General features: G+C 62.6%; 29 protein-coding genes and 1 pseudogene. 14 read left to right on the top strand and 16 right to left on the bottom strand.

Going from position 1 to position 21,206, the window contains the following annotated elements:
* Positions 1–5 precede the first annotated feature (5 nt).
* On the top strand, positions 6–719 hold the full coding sequence (locus NKI15_RS13570) for an SGNH/GDSL hydrolase family protein (protein ID WP_023706280.1): 714 nt from the start codon (positions 6–8) through the stop codon (positions 717–719).
* Between the two features lie 85 nt (positions 720–804).
* Positions 805–1,065: a hypothetical protein gene (locus tag NKI15_RS13575; RefSeq protein ID WP_352886208.1), complete on the top strand. Its 261-nt coding sequence runs from the start codon at positions 805–807 to the stop codon at positions 1,063–1,065.
* Positions 1,066–1,074: 9 nt separating this feature from the next.
* Here the strand turns inward: NKI15_RS13575 and NKI15_RS13580 are convergent, their stop codons facing one another.
* Positions 1,075–1,236, bottom strand: a complete 162-nt coding sequence (locus NKI15_RS13580; RefSeq protein ID WP_023683991.1) for a hypothetical protein — start codon at positions 1,234–1,236, stop codon at positions 1,075–1,077.
* 204 nt (positions 1,237–1,440) lie between these two features.
* Here NKI15_RS13580 and NKI15_RS13585 point away from each other — a divergent pair, with 204 nt between their 5' ends.
* The 3 genes from NKI15_RS13585 (at position 1,441) to NKI15_RS13595 (ending at position 3,050) form a co-directional block, all read left to right on the top strand.
* Positions 1,441–1,611, top strand: coding sequence for a hypothetical protein (locus NKI15_RS13585; protein WP_023670139.1), 171 nt, complete (start codon positions 1,441–1,443; stop codon positions 1,609–1,611).
* Between the two features lie 182 nt (positions 1,612–1,793).
* Positions 1,794–2,204, top strand: a complete 411-nt coding sequence (locus tag NKI15_RS13590; protein WP_352886210.1) for a hypothetical protein — start codon at positions 1,794–1,796, stop codon at positions 2,202–2,204.
* 126 nt (positions 2,205–2,330) lie between these two features.
* Positions 2,331–3,050, top strand: coding sequence for a helix-turn-helix transcriptional regulator (locus tag NKI15_RS13595; protein WP_023683994.1), 720 nt, complete (start codon positions 2,331–2,333; stop codon positions 3,048–3,050).
* A 63-nt stretch (positions 3,051–3,113) separates the two neighbouring features.
* On the opposite strand, the gene NKI15_RS13600 is transcribed toward NKI15_RS13595, so the two are convergent.
* The 3 genes from NKI15_RS13600 to NKI15_RS13610 all read right to left on the bottom strand — a co-directional run bounded on the left by NKI15_RS13600 (position 3,114) and on the right by NKI15_RS13610 (position 5,637).
* Positions 3,114–3,806 (bottom strand): DUF1013 domain-containing protein, encoded by a 693-nt coding sequence (locus NKI15_RS13600; RefSeq protein ID WP_023670142.1) that lies wholly within the window; start codon positions 3,804–3,806, stop codon positions 3,114–3,116.
* 325 nt (positions 3,807–4,131) lie between these two features.
* Complete coding sequence (locus NKI15_RS13605; protein ID WP_023670143.1) at positions 4,132–4,272, bottom strand: DUF1127 domain-containing protein; 141 nt, start codon at positions 4,270–4,272, stop codon at positions 4,132–4,134.
* A gap of 354 nt (positions 4,273–4,626) precedes the next feature.
* Positions 4,627–5,637: an NAD(P)H-quinone oxidoreductase gene (locus NKI15_RS13610; RefSeq protein ID WP_352886212.1), complete on the bottom strand. Its 1,011-nt coding sequence runs from the start codon at positions 5,635–5,637 to the stop codon at positions 4,627–4,629.
* Positions 5,638–5,783: 146 nt separating this feature from the next.
* Between NKI15_RS13610 and NKI15_RS13615 the strand changes: the two genes are divergently transcribed.
* From NKI15_RS13615 to NKI15_RS13625, 3 genes are all read left to right on the top strand, one after another.
* A complete protein-coding gene (locus tag NKI15_RS13615) occupies positions 5,784–5,978 on the top strand; it encodes a DUF1192 domain-containing protein (RefSeq protein ID WP_023670145.1) in 195 nt (64 codons plus the stop codon).
* A gap of 96 nt (positions 5,979–6,074) precedes the next feature.
* The gene (locus NKI15_RS13620; protein WP_023670146.1) at positions 6,075–7,313 is read left to right on the top strand and encodes an MFS transporter; all 1,239 of its coding nucleotides are present in this window, start codon (positions 6,075–6,077) and stop codon (positions 7,311–7,313) included.
* A gap of 32 nt (positions 7,314–7,345) precedes the next feature.
* Positions 7,346–7,609 carry an ArsR/SmtB family transcription factor gene (locus NKI15_RS13625; protein WP_023690079.1) on the top strand — a complete coding sequence of 88 codons (264 nt, stop codon included), beginning with the start codon at positions 7,346–7,348 and terminating at the stop codon, positions 7,607–7,609.
* A gap of 28 nt (positions 7,610–7,637) precedes the next feature.
* Here the strand turns inward: NKI15_RS13625 and NKI15_RS13630 are convergent, their stop codons facing one another.
* From NKI15_RS13630 to NKI15_RS13650, 5 genes are all read right to left on the bottom strand, one after another.
* Complete coding sequence (locus NKI15_RS13630) at positions 7,638–8,102, bottom strand: SRPBCC family protein (RefSeq protein ID WP_023826733.1); 465 nt, start codon at positions 8,100–8,102, stop codon at positions 7,638–7,640.
* 16 nt (positions 8,103–8,118) lie between these two features.
* A complete protein-coding gene (locus NKI15_RS13635) occupies positions 8,119–8,493 on the bottom strand; it encodes a nuclear transport factor 2 family protein (protein WP_352886214.1) in 375 nt (124 codons plus the stop codon).
* A 23-nt stretch (positions 8,494–8,516) separates the two neighbouring features.
* Positions 8,517–8,843, bottom strand: a complete 327-nt coding sequence (locus tag NKI15_RS13640) for an ArsR/SmtB family transcription factor (protein ID WP_023699361.1) — start codon at positions 8,841–8,843, stop codon at positions 8,517–8,519.
* A gap of 5 nt (positions 8,844–8,848) precedes the next feature.
* A complete protein-coding gene (locus NKI15_RS13645; protein WP_352886215.1) occupies positions 8,849–9,505 on the bottom strand; it encodes a glutathione S-transferase family protein in 657 nt (218 codons plus the stop codon).
* A 116-nt stretch (positions 9,506–9,621) separates the two neighbouring features.
* Positions 9,622–10,455, bottom strand: a complete 834-nt coding sequence (locus NKI15_RS13650; protein WP_352886217.1) for an alpha/beta fold hydrolase — start codon at positions 10,453–10,455, stop codon at positions 9,622–9,624.
* Positions 10,456–10,569: 114 nt separating this feature from the next.
* Between NKI15_RS13650 and NKI15_RS13655 the strand changes: the two genes are divergently transcribed.
* The 3 genes from NKI15_RS13655 to NKI15_RS13665 all read left to right on the top strand — a co-directional run bounded on the left by NKI15_RS13655 (position 10,570) and on the right by NKI15_RS13665 (position 12,021).
* Positions 10,570–11,097: a winged helix-turn-helix transcriptional regulator gene (locus NKI15_RS13655; protein ID WP_023670151.1), complete on the top strand. Its 528-nt coding sequence runs from the start codon at positions 10,570–10,572 to the stop codon at positions 11,095–11,097.
* Between the two features lie 79 nt (positions 11,098–11,176).
* On the top strand, positions 11,177–11,410 hold the full coding sequence (locus tag NKI15_RS13660; RefSeq protein WP_023684002.1) for a hypothetical protein: 234 nt from the start codon (positions 11,177–11,179) through the stop codon (positions 11,408–11,410).
* A gap of 179 nt (positions 11,411–11,589) precedes the next feature.
* Positions 11,590–12,021: a GlcG/HbpS family heme-binding protein gene (locus NKI15_RS13665; protein WP_023690074.1), complete on the top strand. Its 432-nt coding sequence runs from the start codon at positions 11,590–11,592 to the stop codon at positions 12,019–12,021.
* A 248-nt stretch (positions 12,022–12,269) separates the two neighbouring features.
* Here the strand turns inward: NKI15_RS13665 and NKI15_RS13670 are convergent, their stop codons facing one another.
* The 4 genes from NKI15_RS13670 to NKI15_RS13685 form a co-directional block, all read right to left on the bottom strand.
* Positions 12,270–12,671, bottom strand: coding sequence for a hypothetical protein (locus NKI15_RS13670; protein WP_023670154.1), 402 nt, complete (start codon positions 12,669–12,671; stop codon positions 12,270–12,272).
* 193 nt (positions 12,672–12,864) lie between these two features.
* Entirely contained in the window at positions 12,865–13,812 is a 948-nt protein-coding gene (locus NKI15_RS13675; RefSeq protein ID WP_023690073.1) for an agmatinase, read from the bottom strand.
* A gap of 196 nt (positions 13,813–14,008) precedes the next feature.
* A complete protein-coding gene (gene rpmF, locus NKI15_RS13680; protein WP_008834724.1) occupies positions 14,009–14,191 on the bottom strand; it encodes a 50S ribosomal protein L32 in 183 nt (60 codons plus the stop codon).
* Between the two features lie 153 nt (positions 14,192–14,344).
* Positions 14,345–15,052, bottom strand: a complete 708-nt coding sequence (locus NKI15_RS13685) for a biosynthetic peptidoglycan transglycosylase (protein ID WP_352514826.1) — start codon at positions 15,050–15,052, stop codon at positions 14,345–14,347.
* Between the two features lie 132 nt (positions 15,053–15,184).
* Here NKI15_RS13685 and NKI15_RS13690 point away from each other — a divergent pair, with 132 nt between their 5' ends.
* A complete protein-coding gene (locus NKI15_RS13690) occupies positions 15,185–16,102 on the top strand; it encodes a polyprenyl synthetase family protein (protein ID WP_352445288.1) in 918 nt (305 codons plus the stop codon).
* A 96-nt stretch (positions 16,103–16,198) separates the two neighbouring features.
* On the opposite strand, the gene NKI15_RS13695 is transcribed toward NKI15_RS13690, so the two are convergent.
* Positions 16,199–17,200 (bottom strand): NADP-dependent oxidoreductase, encoded by a 1,002-nt coding sequence (locus NKI15_RS13695; protein WP_352445290.1) that lies wholly within the window; start codon positions 17,198–17,200, stop codon positions 16,199–16,201.
* Between the two features lie 68 nt (positions 17,201–17,268).
* A complete protein-coding gene (locus tag NKI15_RS13700; RefSeq protein ID WP_352514794.1) occupies positions 17,269–18,084 on the bottom strand; it encodes an oxidoreductase in 816 nt (271 codons plus the stop codon).
* 102 nt (positions 18,085–18,186) lie between these two features.
* On the opposite strand from NKI15_RS13700, the gene NKI15_RS13705 reads away from it, so the two are divergent.
* Positions 18,187–18,771: a TetR/AcrR family transcriptional regulator gene (locus NKI15_RS13705; protein WP_023825010.1), complete on the top strand. Its 585-nt coding sequence runs from the start codon at positions 18,187–18,189 to the stop codon at positions 18,769–18,771.
* Positions 18,772–19,084: 313 nt separating this feature from the next.
* On the opposite strand, the gene NKI15_RS13710 is transcribed toward NKI15_RS13705, so the two are convergent.
* A complete protein-coding gene (locus NKI15_RS13710; protein WP_352514795.1) occupies positions 19,085–19,978 on the bottom strand; it encodes a LysR family transcriptional regulator in 894 nt (297 codons plus the stop codon).
* A gap of 154 nt (positions 19,979–20,132) precedes the next feature.
* Here NKI15_RS13710 and NKI15_RS13715 point away from each other — a divergent pair.
* Positions 20,133–20,967 (top strand): annotated as a pseudogene (locus tag NKI15_RS13715) (SDR family oxidoreductase).
* Positions 20,968–21,206: the final 239 nt, after the last annotated feature.

Genomic DNA, 21,206 nt, shown 5'->3' on the forward strand with positions numbered 1-21,206 from the left:
TCGCCATGCGCTTCCCGGCCCTTCTTACCTGGCTCGCCTACCCCGTCTATGTCTGGCAGGGCCTCGGCGTGCGCCGCCGCACCACCCGCATGCTGCCGGCACAAGGGCCGGTCATGCACGAAATATCGGGCAAGGCGCCGGCCATCTCGCTGCTGGTGCTGGGCGATTCCTCGGCCGCTTCCGTCGGCATCGGCAATTCCGAGAACGGGCTTGCCGCGCAGCTTGCAATGCTGGTCGCAAAACGAACCGGCCTTGCCGTGCGCTGGCGCGCCGCCGGATTCAACTCGGCAACGTCGGGCCAGATCCGCGACCATGTGCTGCCCAATCTGTCGGCCGATCGGTGGACGCATATAGTGCTGGCCATCGGCACCAACGACACCAAGAATTTCCACTCGGTGCCGCGCTTCAAGAAAGAGTTCGGCGGCCTGCTTTACGCGCTGCGCGCCAAATGGCCGGAGGCCCGCGTCGTCTGGTCGCCGGTGCTGGAATTCACCCGTGCGCCGGCCATGCCGCCGCTGCTCGGCAAGATACTCGAAATCCGCGCTACCGCAATGAACCGCATGGGCGAGCGCCTCTGTTTCGAGCGCGGCGCCGTGCCGGCGCCGCGGCTGCCGATCACCAACCCTGAGGCCGGCTTTGCCTCCGATGGCTTTCATGCCTCGGAAGCCGGTTACCGCGCCTGGGCCGAACATCTGGTCGGATGGGTGCTCGCCGATTGACCTGAGGGGGCACAAGCTCGGACTGGTGGGCTTCAGAGAACTGACGCGAGTATTTCCAAATACTGTTGATTGCAGCCTGCTTCCAATGGATCTGAGCCAGAATATCATCCAGCAGCAATGGATGAGCTACGGCCTGGATTCCGAAACCGGCAACGACACCTGCACGCTGACCGGCAACCGCGCCGAATCGAGCAAGCATGTCATTCCGGCCGGCCCGGCCAACGCCACGCCTCTTATTGCGGCGAACCTGCCGGAATTCATGACGACGCGCGGTGGCGATTACTTCTTCGTGCCCAGCCTCAACGCCATCCGGATGATTGCCATGGGAACGGTGGACCCGACCTGACCCTCAAGGCTATGCCCAGTGCCCCAGCGCACCCGCCAGCGCGATGGCCGCCATGGCGATCAGGGCCAGCTTCCAGAAATCGCCGCGCCGCTTCAGGCCCGGCCAGCCGAGCGGCTTGATCAGCTGAATGGCCATCATGCCGATGATGACGAGCGCGAGGAGTTTCGACATGCCCGCCTTTGAGCAGCATCGCGACAGGCTGTCAAAGCGGTTCTTGCATGGTCTCGGTCGACTTGGCCATTCCTGACAAAAGGCTCGTTTCCGAACCGACCGCCAAGCACCTCGCAGCTTTCTTCAACGAGCTGACATGCTCCTGACAGACTGCTGTCAGGAGGGGTATGCGATAGTGTCTCCATCAGAGAAGAGGAGATGGTCATGAACAGCTTTGGTATTTTGAACAGCGTACAGCACTATGTCGGCAAGATCCGCACGATGCGCAATGAAGTCCGTACCCAGCGCTTCCTGAACTCCTTGCCGGCGGACATCCGCAAGGACATTGGCTGGCCGGATATGTATGAGGGTCACAGCCGCATTCGCGAGATCTGAGGCGTTTTACATGACAATGCTTGGATGCGGACCCCGCAACGCCCGGATCATTGACATGGACCCCCGGGCGGCGACGCCTTGGGCTGGCGCAAAGACTTTTGGCGCCTGCTACGGACAATGCTGAAGACTCCTGACAGAATGCTGTCAGGAGCACCATGCCATAAACGTGTCAGGAGACATGAATGGTGAAAAGCTGGAACGACAGGCTGAACACGCCGGGCGTCAACGGCGTGAAGCCGACGCCACGCACAATGGGCGACGTCGTCGAGGGCCAGCCGATGCTGGTGCCGACGGCCCGTCAGGTCGATGATTTCATCCGCACGATCCCCAACGGCTTCGAGATGGATGTACGCGCCTTGCGCACCGCGCTCGCCATCGAGCATGGGGCGCAAGTGACATGTCCGGTCACCATCGGCTATCATCTGCGAACCGTCGCCGAAGCCGCCAATGAGGATCTCGAACGCGGCATGACGCTGAACGATATCACGCCGTACTGGCGTGTGCTCGACGTGAACACGCCGACAACGAAGAAGTTGTCCTTCGGCGCGGAATTCGTCGCCGTGCAGCGCAAGCGCGAAGGACTTAAACCATAATGCGTGTCGCCCAAAAGTGCGCAGCGGTTTTTGGGAGAACGACAAGCATAAAACAGGACATGGATGTCACCCGGAACCGGTTTCGGGACCATGACATTCATAGGCAAGCAGCCGAGGGACCATACGATGCGACGTGCCGACAGGCTCTTTCAGATCGTGCAGCACCTGCGTGGCGGCCGGCTGGTCACCGCCCAGAAGCTCGGCACATGGCTCGAGGTTTCCGAGCGGACCATCTACCGCGATATCGCCGATTTGCAGTCGACCGGAGTGCCGATCGACGGCGAGGCCGGCGTCGGCTACATGATGAGGGAGGGTTTCGACCTTCCGCCGCTGATGTTCACGCGTGACGAAATCGTCGCGCTGGTCGCCGGCGCCCGCATGGTGCGGGCCTTTGGCGGCGCGGCTATGGCGCGTGCGGCCGACGAGGCGCTGGTCAAGATCGGCGCCGTCCTGCCCGACGCCGAGAAGGACCGCATCGCCCGCACCGAGATCCACACCCCGATGTGGGTGGTGAGCGACGCCGCGCGTGAGGCGATCGACGTGATCGAGCGCGCTGTCGAGAAGCGACAGGTGCTGACCATCGACTACCGCGACGAGGCCGGCCGCGGCACCGGGCGTGACATCCGTCCGCTCGGTCTGTGGTTCTGGGGCAAGGTATGGACGCTGGTTGCCTGGTGCGAGATGCGCGACGATTTCCGCGCCTTCCGCATCGACCGCATCGCCTCGGTGGTCATTGCCGGCCGCATCTTCAAGCCGGAGCGCGGCAAGCAGCTCGCCGATTTCTACCGCGCGGTCGAGCGCAGCGAGGATTATGGCATGACGCCGGACCGGGCGGCGCGCAGCTGAGATTTCGACAATCAGTTAAAAAGCCCGCTCGAAGCGGGCTTTTTTGTTGAACTGTCGCAAACCTCACTCGTCGTCCGCATCTTCCTTCTTGGACTTGAGCGCCGAAAGCTTGGCGAACACGGCGTTTGCGTCCAGTTCGGCATCCTCGTCCTTCGGCTTCTCCGGCGCCGGCACCAGGCGCTCGGTCACGGCAGCCGGCAGCAGCGTGTCGCCGACAGGCTGCGCCTGCTCGCGGCCGCGCGAGGCGCGGTTGACTTCCATGTCGAGGTCGATCTGCGAAGCGAGACCCAGCGTCACCGGGTCCATCGGCTGCAGATTGGCCGAATTCCAGTGCTTGCGCTCGCGGATCTGTTCGATCGTCGACTTGGTCGTGCCGACCAGGCGCGAAATCTGCGCGTCCTTCAATTCCGGATGGTTGCGGACCAGCCACAGGATGGCGTTGGGCCGGTCCTGGCGCTTCGACAACGGCGTGTAGCGGGGACCCTTGCGCTTGGATTCCGGCACCCGCACCTTGGGGTCGGACAGTTTCAGGCGCTGGTTCGGATCCTTCTCGGCGCGTGCGATCTCGTCGCGGGTCAGCTGTCCCGTCATGATCGGATCCATGCCCTTGATGCCCTGCGCCGATTCGCCGTCGGCGATCGCCTTGACCTCGAGCGGATGCAACCCGCAGAACTGCGCGATCTGCTCGAAGGACAGCGCGGTGTTGTCGACCAGCCAGACGGCGGTCGCCTTGGGCATCAGCAGCGTATTGGCCATTTCAAAAATCCTTCTCGTTCGCCCGCGTTCCCGCGCGGGCGGTGGTTTAGAGCCACCAAAATGGGAAATTCGCGGCCTGTATAACCGCTCCGTTGCCGTTTCGCAATGTTTTTGGCGCAGGGCGCAGCCGTCGGACACCGGACAGCAGGGGAGGCCAGGAGGACCTCGGCTCCGGCGATCATTGATGCCGAGTTGTAACAGGGGTCCAAAACGACAAAACCCGCCGGACAGGGTCCAGCGGGCTCGGAACCGGCGACGGGATACCGTCTGCGGCGGCTCTTGCTTCTGCCGCGTGGTCAGGCCTCACTGGCCGACCATGCTCGAATTAGATGGCCTTGCGGGCAATCCTCTCGATGTCGCCGCGGCTGATGCCGAGGTCGCTGAGCTGACGGGCGTTGAGCTTGTTCAGCTCGCGCACGGTTTCGTTGTACATACGCCAGTTACGGAAAGCACGGATCGGGTTCATGGTTGTCCTCCAGTTGTTGGATCAAATCGTTTCGATGACGCTTAGATAGGCAGGGCTGCCCACGAATTGAACAGACGTCTTTGCATAGCCGCAATGCAAATGCTGCATTGCAGCATTAAGCTTGTGTTCATCTTGCCGACAGGCTGAGCGCGGAGGATCAGCGAGATTCAGGTCAGGCCGAGCCGAGAATGGCGGCTCCCGAGAACCGGAGCGGAGCGTACTTCAGTACGTGACACCGGCCTACGCCGGCCGTAGCCTTAACTGCCGCAACCCTCATGAGGGCTTCGGCCGGCGAAGGCCGGAAGCGCAGGGAGCCGCCATTCGCAGGCCGGCCTCACCTGAATCTCGCCCCATCTAGCCGACGTCGAGAACGATCTTGCCTATATGCTCGCCCTCTTCCATGCGCTCATGCGCCCGCCAGGCGTCGGTCAGCGGGAAGATCATGTCCATCACCGGCGCTACCTTCCGGGTGCCGAGCAGCGGCCACACCTGTGCTTCCAGTGCGGCGGCGAGCGCCGCCTTGAACTCGACCGTGCGAGGCCGCAGCGTCGAGCCGGTGTGGGTCAGCCGCTTGACCATGATTTTCGAGAAATCGGCGCTCGCCACCGCGCCGGCCTGGACGGCGATCTGGACGATCCTGCCCTCGACCGCGGCGGCCTCGTAGTTGCGCGCGATATAGTCGCCGCCGACCATGTCGAGAATGATGTCGGCCCCGTTGCCGCCGGTCGCATCCTTGACCGCCGCGACGAAATCCTCCTCGCGGTAGTTGATCGCCCGGTCGGCGCCGAGTTTAAGGCAGGCGTCGCATTTTTCCTTGCTGCCGGCGGTGGTGACGACATAGGCGCCGAAGGCCGACGCCAGCTGGATCGCCGTGGTGCCGATGCCCGATGAGCCGCCATGGACCAGCAGCGTCTCACCCTTTTTCAGGCCGCCGCGCTCGAACACATTGTGCCAGACGGTGAAATAGTTTTCCGGAACCGCGGCCGCCTCCGTGTGGGTGAAGCCGGCGGGCAGCGGCAGCACGCTGCCGGCATGAACCTTGACATATTCGGCATAACCGCCCCCCGGCGTCAGCGCGCAGACCCGGTCGCCGATGCGCCAGCGCGATATCTCGTCGCCAAGGGCGGCCACTTCGCCCGATGCCTCGAGACCGGGCAGGTCGGAAGCGCCGGGCGGCGCCGGATAGGCGCCCTTGCGCTGCTGCACGTCGGGGCGGTTGACGCCGGCCGCACGCACGCGGATCAGGATTTCGCCGGGACCAAGCACCGGCACGTCGCGCGTTTCCGGTTTCAGCACCCGCGGCCCGCCCGGTTGCGAGATTGCGATGGCCGTCATCGTGGCTGGAATTTTATGTCCGCTCGCCATGAAATTTCCCGTCTCGGTCCGCCGGTCTGTCGCCGGCTGCCAGCTTCTTGCCGGCTGTTTGCATCTGCGCCCCTGCCCTATGTATGCTGATTGCCGGATCAGGCAAATGGCCAAATCAGCCCAATACTGAATAGGGAGGAGCGACGATGGCGATCTTCGACGACGAACCCAAAAAGAAAGCCCGCCCGCATGAGATCGGACAGGATCTGTCGCTGCTTTCGGTCGGTGACCTTACCGAACGGATCAGCATCCTGCGCGAGGAGATTGCCCGGCTCGAAGCCGAGCTCCAGACCAAGGGCAGCACCAAATCGGCGGCCGAAGCCCTGTTTCGCCGCGGCTAGTTTTCGCATTAGTTTCGGCGTTGAGCATCCGCCGCCGAAAAGCCCGAATGCGCCTGTCTTCAGACCCCGCCACCGAATCTCCAGACGGATCAAACAATGTTTGCAAGCTACAGGCCGATCCTCTCGCTGCTTCGCGGCACCGCTTTCCTGCTTGCGGCTTCGGGATTGCACGGCCTGTTGTTGCCGTTGCGCGGCCAGATCGAAGGGTTTTCGACCGCATCGCTCGGTCTGATGGGCACGGCCTGGGCCGGTGGCTTCGTCACCGGCTGCTTCTTCGCACCGCGCCTGGTGCGCCGCGCCGGCCACGTCCGGGCGTTCGGCGCCTTTGCCGCTTCGGGCGCCATCGTGGCGTTGCTTACCGGCCTGATCATCGACGAATATGTCTGGATCCTGCTGCGCGCCTTCACCGGCTTCACCATGGCCGGAGCCTTCATGGTCATCGAAAGCTGGCTGAACGAGAAGGCCACCAACGAGAACCGCGGCACCGTCTTCGGCCTCTACATGATGGTCACCTATGCCTCGATCATGGGCGGCCAGATGATCGTTGCCGGCGGCGACGTCAGATCGGCATCGCTGTTCATGATCACCGGCATATTGTTCTGCCTGTCGCTGATCCCGACCGCGGTGTCGTCGGCTTCGTCTCCCAAGCCTTTGCAGGACGTCAAGCTCGACGTCAAAGGTCTCTACGCCAACTCGCCGGTGTCGGCGATCGCCTGCCTGTTGGTCGGCATCGCCAATGGCGCCTGGGGCACGCTTGGCGCCGTCTACGGCGCCCGTATCGGCATCTCCACCGCCCAGATCGCACTGATGATGAGCCTTGTCGTTATTGCCGGCGCGGCCATGCAGCTTCCGGCCGGACGCCTCTCCGACAAGACCGACCGCCGTTTCGTGCTGGCGGGCGCGGCTTTCGGCGCCGCACTGTTCGCCATCCTGATCTTCCTGTTCGAACCGCGTTCCGCCGTCCTCGTCATTGTCTTCGCCGCTGCCTACGGCGCCTTTGCCTACACGCTCTATTCGATCGCCGTGGCGCATGCCAACGACCACGCCCGATCGGAGGATTTCGTCAAGGTCTCGGGCGGCCTGCTGCTTCTGTATGGCTTCGGAACCATGATCGGGCCCTTGCTGGCTGCCGCCCTGATGGGCTGGCTCCGCCCCGAAGGCCTGTTCCTGGCCACCGCGCTGGCGCATCTCAGCCTCGCCGCCTACACGTTGCTGCGCATCAGCCGCCGCGCGCCGGTGCCGATCGAAGACCGCGATGCCTTCAAGACCCAGCCGGCCGATCGCTCGGTCACCCCTGAAGCACTGCGGCTCAGAAAAGCGGAAGCCGACGGTTGAGATTTGAAAAGCTTTGCCCCACAAGTATAGGCATGATCTTTTCTGACGCCTTCATGGCGATTGCCGACCCCAACCGGCGCTATCTTCTGGAAGAGCTCCGGCGTGGCCCGAAAACTGTCAACGAGCTGGCTTCGGGCCTTCCAGTCTCCCGCCCGGCCGTGTCCCAGCATTTGAAAGTGTTGCTGGACGCCGGTCTGGTTCAGGCCAGGGCCGAGGGCACGAGGCGGGTCTATACAGTCAGCAGTGCCGGCTTCCTCAAGCTCAATATTTGGCTTGATCAGTTCTGGGAAGCATAGGCGAGATTCCAGCTCGCCTCCCTGGCTTTCAAGTGTCCGTTGCCAGCGCCTTGCCCAGCGCATCGAGCAGGAATCGGGTACCATGCTCGCGCGATGACGGTGTGTCGTGCCCATCGAGAAACGCGCCCTGCTCGGTGAGCACCAGACGCGTGCCCGTGCCTTCCGGGCGAAGCTCAATTGTCGCCAGCGAAACCGAGATTCTGACATCACCGAACAGCATGTCGTAGCTGTAGACGATGCGCTGGTTGGGCACGATGTCCTGATAGGTGGCGGTATAGGTGTGGATCGGCCCGTCCTTCGGCCCGCCGGCATTGACCTCCTGGCCGCCGACGCAAAAATCCATTTCGTGCCTGTGGGTCATCGGGTTGTCGGGGTCGGCGAACCAGCGCCGCTTGGCGGCCGGATCGCTGAGCGCGAAATAGACTTTCGCCGGCGCAACTGGATAGAGGCGCTCGAGGACGAAGGTGGAGTGGACGACGGATCGTTCGGCCATGGTCGGGTCCTCTTGGTCAGCTTGATGGTTTCTGCGCGACGAAGACGCCGTCGCGATAGGACGCGCCGAAATAGACTTCGACGGCGCGCAACCTGTCGCCATGGAACAGATGCAGTTCGGTGTTGCGGAAGGTTTTTCCGTCCGCCGTCTCGCAGCGATAGGGGACAAAGGCGGCGTCCTCGTCCTCGCATATCCGCTCGATGACGATCGAGCTGAAGGCCGGGCTGTCCGGCCAGCAGCGCTCGAAATAGGTCGCACGGTCGATGGCGTCGTCATAGGGGCTGGTGAAGGTGAAATCGTCGGCGAGAACCGCCGCGACGGCAGCCTTGTTATTCGCCTGGTAGGCGGAAAAATAGCCGCGGATCAACTCCGCTCTGCTTTTGCCGGGCATGGTCATTTCTCCTCTGCTTCAGGTCATTCGGTCCCGGCGAGAAAATCGCCGAGCCGGTCGAGCCGACGCTCCCATGTCAGCCGCCGTTCGTTGATCCAGTGTTCTGCACTACGCAGCGCCTGCGGCGCGATCTGGCAGGTGCGCACGCGGCCGAGCTTTTCCGAGCGCACCAGCCCGCTTGCTTCGAGCACGTTGAGATGCTGGACGACGGCCGACAGCGACATCGCCAGCGGTTCGGCCAACTGGCTGACCGAGGCCGGCCCACGCGACAGCCGCTCGACCATGCTGCGCCTGGCCGGGTCCGCGAGCGCCTGGAACATCAGGTCGAGCTGGGCGGGATCGTGCAGCATCGCGATCAGCCGTTATTGTAGGGAAAGAACTTGAAGTAGGGCTGCGCCTCCTCGACCACCCGGGCGAAGGACGGCCGCTTGAGCAGGCGGTCGTGGTAGCGTTTCACGGCCGGATAACTGTCGCCGAATGGCTCGACCTTGTTGGCGTAGAACAGCGCCGGCGAGGCCGCGCAGTCGGCCATGGTGAAGGTGGGGCCGGCCGCCCAGAGTTTCGAACGCATCTCCTCCCCGATGATCGCATAGGCGTTGCGCAATTGCGCGCGCGCCTCGTCGACCCCGAACGGATCGGTCTTGTCCTGCGGGCGCAACCTGTCGCCGACGATCTTCTGCATCGGCGCCTGCACGTAGAAATCGTAGAAACGGTCGGCCTGGCGGACCTGGAGAGCAAGGTCGGCCTCGGCCGGGATGAACTCGACCGGCCCGGGATAATGCGCGGCCAGATATTCGATGACGATGGTCGATTCCAGCACCGTGCGGTTGCGTGCATCGTCACGCAGCGCCGGCATCTTGCCGGTCGGCGACACCTTCAGGAACGCTGCCCGCGACTGCTCATCGCCGAGGTCGACGATAACCGGCGTGAAGGGCGTATCGTTCTCGTAAAACGCTATCAGCGGTTTCCAGCAGAACGATGCCAGCGGATGGAAATGGAAGGTCAGGGACATTTTTTGCTCGTCTGTTTGCGGTTCGTCGATGCTGGAGCGGTGCCAGCCAGCGCCAACACTGAAGCATTTACTTAACTATTTCCGTGAGGCGAATGTGTCAAGGTTCGAGACTGCCTTCAGGGTTTGGTATGCGCCACGATGGCGGCGACGATCGTGCCCCAGTCGTCGGGATGCAGTTCGTGGCCACCGCCTTCGATGCGGACAAGCCGCCCGCCGGCAACAGCGTCGGCAAGGGCTGCGCCATGGTCGACCGGAAAGATCGGATCCGATGTCCCGTAAATGACGAGCAGCGGAACCTTGATCTCGCGCAGGCGTCCTTTCAGATCCTCGCCGCCCTTCAGCATGAAATGGTTAGTCGCGCTCAGGAAGCCGCCGGATCGGTCGTAGTCCTGTTGGACGAACGCGCGCATCGCCTTCTCGTCGAAGGGATGCGCGGTGCTGGCGATCGCACGCGCATCCTTGACGACGAAGCCGATCACCTGGTCGCGGTCCGACCAATCGACCTTGGCGCCATCGGCCGAGTGCTCCATATAGGCCTCGGTCGTCCCCGGCAGGTGCGATGTATCGATCCCCACCGGCGAACTGCTGATCACCGTCAGTGTGATGACACGCGAGGGATGTTTCAACACCAGTCGTTGCGCGATCATGCCGCCCATCGACATCCCGACCACATGCGCCTTGCCGATGCCGCAACCGTCGAGGACGCGCACCGCATCGTCCGCCATGTCGTCGAAGGTATACGGCGGCTCGCCCGGCGCATATTTGGTCGACAGGCCGGTATCGCGATTGTCGTAGCGGATCACGAAACGGCCCTCGCCGGCGAGTTTTTTGCAGAGCGCCTCCGGCCCCCAGAGCATCGAGGCCATGGCGCCCATGATCAGCAGAACGGTTGGATCGACGGGATCCCCAAACGTCTGGGAGACGATTTCGGGTGCTGCTGCCCGTGTCATGGGACTCTCCTCGCATGGGCCAATCAAAGGCCAATCAAACTGATTGCGTTTTGCAATCGGTTGCACGATAATAAAACTGATACGATAATGCAACTGGTTTTTGAGGAGAGTCGGATGAAAACCGAACACCGCTCGGGATGCCCTATCAATCTGTCGCTGGAAGTGTTCGGCGATCGCTGGAGCCTGATCATCCTGCGCGACATGATTTTTGGCGGCAAACGCCACTTTCGCGAACTGCTCAACGGCTCGATCGAGGGCATCGCTTCCAACATCCTGGCCGACCGGCTGAAGCGGCTGATGGAACTCGGCATGCTGACCAAGGCCGACGACCCCTCGCACAAGCAGAAGGCGATCTACAGCCTGACCGAGATGGCTATCACGCTGGTGCCGATCATGGCGCATCTCGGCGCTTGGGGCCGCGTCTGGCTGCCGGTGAGCGAGGAGCTTTCGATCCGCGCCGAACTGCTGGAGAAAGGCGGGCCGCCAATGTGGGAGCAGTTCATGGACGAGTTGCGCCACGACCATCTGGGCACGCCTGTCGCCACACCCGCGCAGCCTTCCGTCCGCGCTACATTGCAGGCCGGATATGAGGCGGTGGTCGCCCGCAAGGCGTCGAGCGGCATCGAGGCCCCCGCCGCTTGACCAACTTATTTCCCCATTATCAGGCCGGCTCTGCTATCAAGGGGCTGAAAAACATAATTTACGGGATTGGATAACGCTCTTGGTCGAGAACTCTAAGGATACTGCCCGCGCCCGGGCGGATATGCGTTTCAAGAAGCAGGAAGAGGCCGCCACGGTGCGGCAAAAGGCGATGGCGGAGTATGTCGCCGAGGCCGACGCCCGCCAGGCCAAGACCAACAAGCTCCGGGCATTGCGCCTTGCCAAGGAAGCGGAAGACCTCGCCAACGCCCCTGCCGTTCCGGTCAAGAAAGCGCCCCGAGCCAAGAAAAAATAGCGCGGCCTTCTTCATCGACGCCCGATCTGGATGCCGGCGGATCGTATCCGCCGCCATGTGCCACGATCAGCAATGCCCGCCATTTCCGCTTTCCCACGCGAAGCAATTTCAACCGCAACCGGGATTTCGCATCCCGCATGTCAGGTCGATGATTGACGCGTTTTGATCAGGAGACAGCCATGACCGCACTGACCCTCGAAAAAGCCAAGCACATCATCGACGCCGCCTTCGCCAAGGGCGCCGAGCTGAAGCTCAAGCCGCTCGGCGTTTCCGTGCTGGACGCCGGCGCGCATCTCGTCGCCTTCCAGCGTCAGGACGGAGCCTCGTTCCTGCGCCCGCAAATGTCGGCCGGCAAGGCCTATGGCGCGCTCGCCATCGGCATGGGCTCGCGCCGTGTCGAGGCTTTCGCCAAGGAGCGGCCGCATCTCGTCGCCGGCATTTCCGACGTCTCCGGTGGACGCGTGTTGCCGGTCGTCGGCGGCGTGCTGATCCGCGACAAGGCAGGCGCCGTCATCGGCGCCGTCGGAATTTCGGGAGATACGTCGGACAATGACGAAGCCGCCGCCATCGCCGGCATCGAAGCGGCGGGCTTCACCGCCGATCCGGGCTGAGGGGGAGCTTCGTCATCCCAGGGCGAAGCAGGAACGAAACTCCGTCGCGAAGACCCTGGGATCCATGCCGCGACCTTTGCCGCAAGTGTAAGCGGAGCAGAATTCTGAACCGTTGCAACGCCTTAGCTTCACGGAATGGATCCCAGGGTCTGCGCCGCGTCGCTTCGCTCCTTGCTTCGCCCCAGGATGACGACCAGAAAGAGCAGCCACGCCAATCGCGAACGGATGCGACCATCCAACGAAGGCGGCTAGTTCAAATTTATGTCTCTACTCGCCGACCGCATCGACACCGAAAACCCGGCCAGCACATCGAATAGGGCGATCACCATCAGCGTGAAGAAGACGGAGTGCGCCGCGCCCTTCACCAGCAGGAATTCGACCAGGAACGCCACGAAGACCAGCGTCGACAACAGATGGTCCATGATCGAGGCGTTCGTGGTGCGCACCGACTTCACCATTTCCAGGAACAGGAAGATCAGCCCGATCACCACCATCAGGTCGCCGAGCGTCATCGAGAACACCCCGCCCGACATCATGCTGAACGAGAAGATCTCGGTCGCCCACGGATCGTCGCCGCTGCCGAATATTCCGAGGAGTCCGAGATTGTAGGCCACGAAGGGCACGATCAGCAGCGGGATGGCACCGAACATCAGGCGTCTCCTCTAGCAATTCCAGGAAAGCGGTTTCCCAAGGAATTGCCTAAACAATGGGGGCACCTTCTGTAGAATGCCCCGCAGGCACGCCGTCAAGATTTTTCGCTAGCGCCCGCAAACACGGAAAAAGACCGCGCGAAACAACCCTGTCAGCCACAGTTGCCCCGGCTGACCACCGACACGCCGGGATTCAGCGCTTGAACTGGCCTGTCCGCACGGCGGCGCCGATAGCGTTGAGGATGAAAAGGCCGGCGGTCATCGAGGTGATCTCGTTGACGTCGCGCGCCGGCGCGATCTCGACGATGTCGATGCCGACGACACGTCCCTTGGCGAACAGCCCCTTGATCAGTTCGATCGTCTGCCGATAGCTGATGCCGCCAGGCGCCGGGCCTTCGACCGCCGGCATGACAGCGGGATCGAGACCGTCGGCATCGATGGTCAGGTAATAGCGGCCACGGTCCGGGATGCGCTTGAGCAGCGCCGCCGTACCGATATCCTGCCATTCATTGGCGGTGACGATGTTGGAGCCGTAGGCGCGGGCCGCCTCGACCTCCTCGAGCCGGGCGCTGCCCTGGCCGCGGATGCCGAGCTGGAAAATCCCGGCTATATGCGCCATCTCCGAAGCGCGGCGGATGGGGCTGGAATAGCCTTCCCTGACCCCGTTGACATTGTCGCGCCAGTCGAGATGGGCATCGATCTGAACCAGGGTGATCGGCCCTTCGCCGTCAAGCGCCCGCAGGATCGGGATTGGAATGCCGTGATCGCCGCCAATGGTGATCGGCAAGGCGCCGGCGACGCGGATCTTGCGGATCGCCGTTTCGGCCAACCTGTAGTGGCTGCCGGCGGCATCGCCGGGGACATCGCCGACATCGACCACCTTGACGTCCTGCCCGTCGAACAGGGTTCCGCCAATGTCGAAATCATAGCGGTCGAGCCCGAGGCTGATGCGCTGCGAGGCGCGCCGCACCGCGGTCGGCGCGTTGGTCTGGTCGTTGACCAGCTCGTCGATCGTGTAGGGACTGCCGTACGGCATGCCGATGATGGCGACATCCGCCTTCAGCGCATCGAGGTCCTCGACCAGCGGGAAGTTCATGAAGGTCTGGAAGATATCGCGCGGTGCTGTGGTGAGCTTGGTCATGCGGTCCCTCTGAAGCCGGCCGATCATCGCGCGGAAGCGCCGCGACAAGGCATCACTCAATACAGCACCGCCGCCGCAGCTTGTATCGCCACGGACGCCCGGTCTTTGGCATAGTTGGCGGCGCGACGCGCACCAAACGCAAAAAAACCGGCCAATGGCCGGTTCTTTTGGCATTCAAACCCTTCGAAAGCTGGTCTCAGCTTTCCTTGGGCGTCAGCACCTGGCGACCGCGATACATGCCGGTCTTCAGGTCGATATGGTGCGGGCGGCGCATTTCGCCGGAATTCTTGTCCTCGACATAGGTCGGGGCCTTGAGAGCGTCGGCCGAGCGGCGCATGCCGCGCTTGGACGGAGAGGTTTTTCGTTTCGGAACGGCCATGGATATGCTCCACTACATGGTCAAAATGCCCCGATAGCCCTCGTGAAAGGGCCGCGTCAGGGCCATAATCTGAGAAAGTCGGGTGCCTATACACGCCCTGCGCCGTTTTGGCCAGCACCGTGGCGATTTTTTTTGAACTGGCAGCGGTTCTACCTAATCAAGACAACCGACATACGCGCCCGAACGGCCGGCGCGGCGTTCGATCAGCGACGCCAGCCGCCGCAGACCCGGACCGGGCTTGGCCGGATTGCGGGCGATCGGATTGGGCAGCGAGACGGCCAGCAATGCCGCCTGCCGCCGCGACAGCTGTTTGGCCGAAACGCCGAAATGGTGCTGCGCCGCCGCCTCGATGCCGTAAATGCCCGGCCCCCATTCGGCGATGTTGAGGTAGATCTCCATGGTCCGCCGTTTCGACATCACCGCGTCGAAATAGACGGCCAGCGGCAGTTCGACCACCTTGCGCACCGAGCCCAGCGGCCGCGACCACAGGAAAAGGTTCTTCACCGTCTGCATGGTGATGGTCGAGGCGCCGCGCGTCGCCTCGCCGGCCAGCGCATCGTCGACGACGCCGCGCAATTCGCCGAGATCGATGCCGCGATGGAAGCAGAATTGCCCGTCCTCCGACATGATCACCGAATTGGCCAGCACCGGGGACACATCGTCGATCGACACCCAGCGCCGGTCGTAACCGGAGAAGGTCGCGAGGTCTTTGACCATCAAGGTCGATATCGGATGCACGAAGGACGGCAGATAGAGGAAGGTCAGCACAATGGGTATCGCCGCCAGCACGACGGCGACGACCAGGCCGCGCCGTGCCAGGCGCTTCAGACCGGCGCGGTTCACGCGCCTTGGTCGCGCCATCTCAAACCCTTCGGTTTCATGATCGACGATCGGTTCCGTCAAGCCGCCCCCACCCGCGCCACTCTCCCGCCTCCGGCATAATGGCGCGAGGCTTCTTGCGCAACGTCTGAGTGTCGGCTACCGCTCCCGGCCATGACGAAAGACGAGCAATTGGCCTTTGAGGCCGCACTTCTGGGGCGGGCGGCGGCGATCGAGGCCGGGCTCAGGCTGCTGCTCGACGGCCGCACGCTTGCCGGCGAGATCGCCCGACCGGAGCGTCTGATGGCGGCCATGCGCCATGGCGTGCTGAACGGCGGCAAGCGGCTGCGCCCCTTCCTGGTCATGGAAAGTGCCGCCCTTTTTGGCGCCGATGGCGAGGCGGCGATGCGCGTGGCGGCGGCGCTCGAATGCGTGCATTGCTATTCGCTGATCCATGACGATCTGCCTGCCATGGACGACGACGATCTGCGCCGCGGCCAGCCGACCGTGCACAAGGCCTTCGATGAAGCTACCGCCATACTTGCCGGCGATGCGCTTCTGACGCTTGCCTTCGATGTCCTCGCCGATGAGGCGACGGCGCTGCCGGCGGAGCGCAGGGCGGCGCTGGTGCTGGCGCTGGCGCGCGCGGCTGGCACCGGGGGCATGGTTGGCGGGCAGACGCTCGACCTCGAAGCCGAGCGCAACAGGCCGGACGAAGCCGGCATTATCCGGCTGCAGGCGATGAAAACCGGCGCGCTGATCCGCTTCGCCTGCGAAGCCGGCGCGATCATTGCCGGCGCCGCACCGCAGAACCGCGACCGGCTGGCCGAATTCGGCTCGGCGGTCGGGCTTGCCTTCCAGCTCGCCGACGACCTGCTCGACCTGACCGCCGATGCCAGCCAGATGGGCAAGGCGACCGGCAAGGACGCAGCCGCCGGCAAGGCGACGCTGGTGGCGCTGCATGGCGCGAACTGGGCGCGCAGCCAGCTCCATGGGCTGGTCAAGCAGGCCCATGAATTGCTTGAGCCATACGGTGAACAGGCATCCTTGCTGAAGGCAGCGGCAAGCTTCGTGGCAATCCGCAACAACTGAGGTTTGGGCAATCGGATGCCGAACCGTTTTCGGAATTTGTCGGCCTTGCGCTGCCTTGCTTGGTGTCTCTCAAATGCCCCAAAGCAACTGGGCGCGCTATCTGACCTTGACGACGACCTTGCCCTTGGCGCGTCCTGTTTCGACGTAAGCCAGCGCCTCATTGGTCGCTTCAAAAGGAAAGACCCTGTCGACGACCGGGCGAATCGCCCCATCTTCGATGAGGGACGTGATTTTGCTCAGCTGCTCACCTTGCGCCGACATGAACAGGAACGAAAATCCCACGCCCCGGCGCTTGGCTTTGGTCCTGATACCACGGCTCAGCAGCCGCAGCAGCAGCCTTAGCACCACGTTCAGTCTCTGTTTCCTGGCAAATTCGGGATCCGGAGGACCGGAAATCGAGATGAGCTTCCCACCCGGTTTCAGCACAGTCAGGGATTTCTCAAGCGTCTTGGCGTCCTGGCTGTTCAGGACGACGTCGTAGCCCGACAGGATTTTCTCGAAGTCGTCCTTCCTGTAGTCGACGACGACATCGGCGCCGAGATCCCTGACCAGATCGTTGCTTGCCGCGCCCGCTGTTGTCGCAACGATCGCGCCGAGGTGCTTTGCCAACTGGATGGCGAATGTCCCCACGCCGCCGGAGCCAGCCTGGATGAAGATCTTCTGGCCTGTCTTCAGACCCGCCCTCTCGATGAGAGCCTGCCAGGCGGTCAGACCGATCAGCGGGATCGAGGCCGCCTCTTCCATGCTGAGGTTCGCCGGCTTCAGCGCCACGTCGGCTTCATCGATTGCGATGAATTCGGCGAATGTCCCGATCCGGCCGTCGCGCGGCCGCGCATAGACGGCGTCGCCGGGTTTGAATTTGCGGACTTTCGAGCCCACCCTGACAACCCTCCCGGCAACGTCGTGACCGAGGATGAAGGGCCGGCGATAGGGAAGGACGAGTTTGAATTCGCCGGTCCTGATTTTGGAATCCAGCAGGTTCACCCCGGCGGCATGGACCTCGACCAGGACGTCATTGTCCAGCAGCTCCGGCTCCGGCATCTCGGCCAGCCGCAAAATGCCTTTCTTGCTATATTTGTCGACAACGAATGCCTTCATGGCAGTGACTTTCTGAGAGTGTCTGTTGGCCTGCTGTCTGTGCGTGAAATTCTCCGTCCCACCGTTGTTCAGACCGGCAGGCGGAACTGCTTGCGCAAGGTCTTGTCGAACATCCCCGCGGGGGCGAAGCGGCGCAGCAGGCTGACCTGGCGCGCTGCCTTCCCTGCGGTATAGCGCCGTCGCGGACGGGCGTCGGTCGCTGCCTTGACGACCACATCCGCCACCACTTCCGGCCGATCGGCTTTGGGCATCACATCGGCAAGCAGCGCCTTGAGCCCGGCGCGCGCTTGATCGTACTCCTTCAACAGGGAATCCGGCTCGATGCCGTTCTGGTCGAAGACGGTGCGCACGAATGCCGGCTCGATGACCGAGACGCGAATGTTGAAGGCGCGAACCTCATGATCGAGCGATTCCGAATAGCCCTCCAGCGCGTGCTTGACCGCCGAGTAGTGCGCTGAGTATGGCGCGGGCACCAATCCCAGAATCGAGCCGATGTTGACGATGCGCCCTTGGCCGCGGCGCCGCATCGACGGCAACACCGCATTGGTCATGCGCATGACGCCGAACAGATTGACGTCGAACAGAGCCTGCACCTGTGCGACCGAAGATTCCTCGGCGCCGCCAAGCAGGCCGACACCGGCATTGTTCACTAGCAGATCGATACGACCGGTCTGGGCCAGCACGGTTGCAACGAGGGCGCTGACGGACTCCCCGTCGGTCACGTCGCAGGTCAGCATGGACACCTTAGCCGGGCCGTTGCCGGCCTTGCTGCGGCTTGTCCCGAAGACGGTATACCCCACCCGCGCCAAGGCCTCGGCACTGGCGCGGCCGATGCCCGAAGAGGCTCCGGTCACGACTGCGGTTCTTTCTGAAAGGGTACTCATTTGATACTCCACAGACATGAGGGCTAGCTTTTTGCCGTTGATTGAATTATGATCGTAATATCACATTACACCCATAATGCAATAGCAGAAAGGAAGAGCGCCATGCGCTACGAAAAGGGCCGAAAGGACGCCTCCCGCGATCGCATCGTCGAGGTCGCAGCCCAGCGTTTTCGCGGTGACGGCATCGCCGCGTCCGGACTGGCAGCCATCATGGGCGACGCCGGGCTGACGAACGGAGCCTTCTATCCGCATTTCCAATCCAAGGCGGAGCTTGTGCGTGAAAGCCTGGTAGCGGCGCTAGAGAGCCAGGTGCAGCAACTGCAAGAGGTATTGGCCGCCGGTGGTCCGGAGATGGGGATAGCGGCGTATCTGTCAGCCGGGCACCGGGACAATCCGGGAACGGGCTGCGCCAACGCCGCGCTGCTCCCGGAACTCGCGCGTCAGCCGCTCGAAACGCGCCAAGTCTACACCGAACGCTTGCTGGTTTTGGTGCGCCAGTTGTCTGCAGCGCTTCCGCAGGCCAGGGATCCGGAAGGCGTTGCCATGGGCGTCTTTGCGACCCTCATCGGCGCGCTTCAACTGGCCCGCGCGGTGGCAGGGACCGAATTGTCGGATCGCTTCCTTGCGGCAGGAGCAGATGCCGCGCGCAGGCTGATCCAGACATCTGAGGGTGAGAAGGCATCCTAATTTAGAGATAGAGCAGAAGCAGCAAAGAGCCCGACATCCTCATCATGGCGGGCCGCATTACAAGAAGGATCCGCTTTGCCTAAAAGTTGTCAGCCACTGCCAGCACGAGGCCATCTCAACCTGCATCAGGGAATGACCGCATTAGGGGCCGGAAGCGACTGGCAGCTTCAAGGCTCGGAATCGGACGGCCACCGCGACGCAGTCGTAAGGGATAAGTTGCGACGGAGGAATCGATTGGAGGCCCGAAAATTGTGCTGATGAGGGAGGGATAACTCACTTTGCCAAGTTAGAGCGGCGTGTTTTCGCCCTTCCGTCACGCCTTGAGACGGAGTGCCTCCACAAGAAGAGCGAACGCTGCAGTGTGCTGGCGTCGGCTGGGATAATAGAGGTGATAGCCCGGGAAGGGTTGGCACCAGTCTTCCAGCACCCGGATCAGGCGTCCGTCTGCGACGAACGGAGCGACCTGGCTTTCAAATGTGTATGCTAGTCCGAGCCCGTCGAGGGCCGCAGCCTCCAGCATTTCCCCGTCATTGATAATGAGTGGGCCATTCATCCTGACTTCAAGTTCCTCACCGCGTTTTTCGAACTCCCAGGCAAAGAGCCCGCCGCCGGTCTTCTGACGGTAGCTGATGCCTTTGTGTTCCCCAAGTTCGCGCGGTGTCTTTGGAACCGTTCGGGTTGCAAAATACGACGGTGATCCAACTACCGCCATACGCAGGTCCGGGCCGATCCTTACTGCCACCATGTCCTTCTGGACCTGCTCGCCGATCCGGATACCGGCGTCGAATTTGTTTGCAACGATGTCAACCAGACCTTCGTCCAGGCTCAATTCTACTTCGATATCCGGATACTTCAGAAGGAGTCTGGCGATGACGGGCCACAGTACTGATTTGGCAGCATACCGGAATGTCGTCAGGCGAATGAGGCCAGTGGGCTTGTCGCGCTGGGCGGCGACGGCGGCGATCTCGCTTTCGATGTGATCGAAGGCCGGTCGCAGGCTTCGCAGCAAGCGCTCTCCAGCTACCGTCACGGACAGGCTGCGGGTGGTGCGTGAGATCAGCCGGACTCCCATGCGCTGTTCCAGCGTTCTGACAGCGTAGCTGAGCGCCGACTGCGATAGACCAAGCTTTGCTGCGGCGCGCGTGAAGCTGCCCGCCTCTGCTACGGCGATGAAGACTGCCAACTCGCTGAAATCTCCGCGCCTCATTTATCAATCCCATTTCTAACTTCATGCAGATTATAGAGGCTAATCGTATCGAGTCCTATTCCCTATTTCACTTGGCAGACAACGAAACGCTGAGACGGACGTGCCAAGCCAACGCGGCATAAACTGAAAGATACCGACCAGGAAGGATACGACTATGAGTAGAGTATGGATGATCACCGGCGCAGGGCGAGGTATGGGCCTCGACTTTGCCAAAGCGGTCCTGGCCATCGGCGATAAGGTCGTTGCGACCGGTCGTAACCCAGATCGGGTCGCCGAGGCGATCGGCCAACGGGACAATCTTTTGGTCGCGACGTTGGACGTGACCAAGCCGGCCGACGCCGATGCTGCGGTGAAGGCAACCCTCGACCGCTTTGGTCGCCTGGACGTGCTCGTCAACAATGCCGCGGGCTTCTATGCCGGCTATTTCGAGGACCTGACTCCGGCCCATATCGAACTTCAGCTCGCGTCCACCCTGACCGGCGCCATGAATGTCACGCGCGCAGTCCTGCCGGTCATGCGCGCGCAGGGTTCTGGCAAGGTCATTGCCATCTCATCGACGGCCGGCCCTGGTCGGCTTTGAGTTCTGTTCTGCATACGCCGCGGCAAAGTTCGGCGTTGATGGCTGGATCGAGTCACTGCAAGCCGAGGTGGCGCCGTTCGGCATTGAAACGATGATCGTGAACCCCGGGTTTTTCCGCACGGAGCTGCTGACGGACGAATCCACACAATATGCTCCGTCATTCGTCAGCGATTACAGCGAACGTCGCGCCCAGCAGATAACGGGTTGGAAAGCCGCGAACGGCCAGCAAGTCGGCGACCCCGCGAAACTCGCGCAGGCGTTGATCACTCTGGTCGACAAGCCGGAGTTGCCCCGTCGGTTCATCGCCGGCGCCGATGCTCTTGCAATGGTCAGGCAGAAACTCGCTCTGCTGCAGCAGCAGGTCGATGCCCATGAGGAGCTATCCGGGTCGCTGGCCTTCGACAGCTGAACGTCGCATTCAGCACTGCCGTCGTCGCAGGTCTATTTATGAGCGCCGTCGATAGGCTCATGCGAATTTTGAGGGCTAATTCGGATGTCGCGTCCGTGCTCTCCTGAGGGTTGACCCTTAGGCAACCGGCCAATGACAGGCCTTTGAATAGACGTCCCTTTCCGACCGATGCCGTAGGCTTCGTCGGTCCGATCGATTTCGCGAGAAGTCCCAATCCCGCCCGCCACCGAGGAGACGAC

Source organism: Mesorhizobium sp. M0862 (assembly GCF_040319795.1).
Classification (GTDB): domain Bacteria; phylum Pseudomonadota; class Alphaproteobacteria; order Rhizobiales; family Rhizobiaceae; genus Mesorhizobium.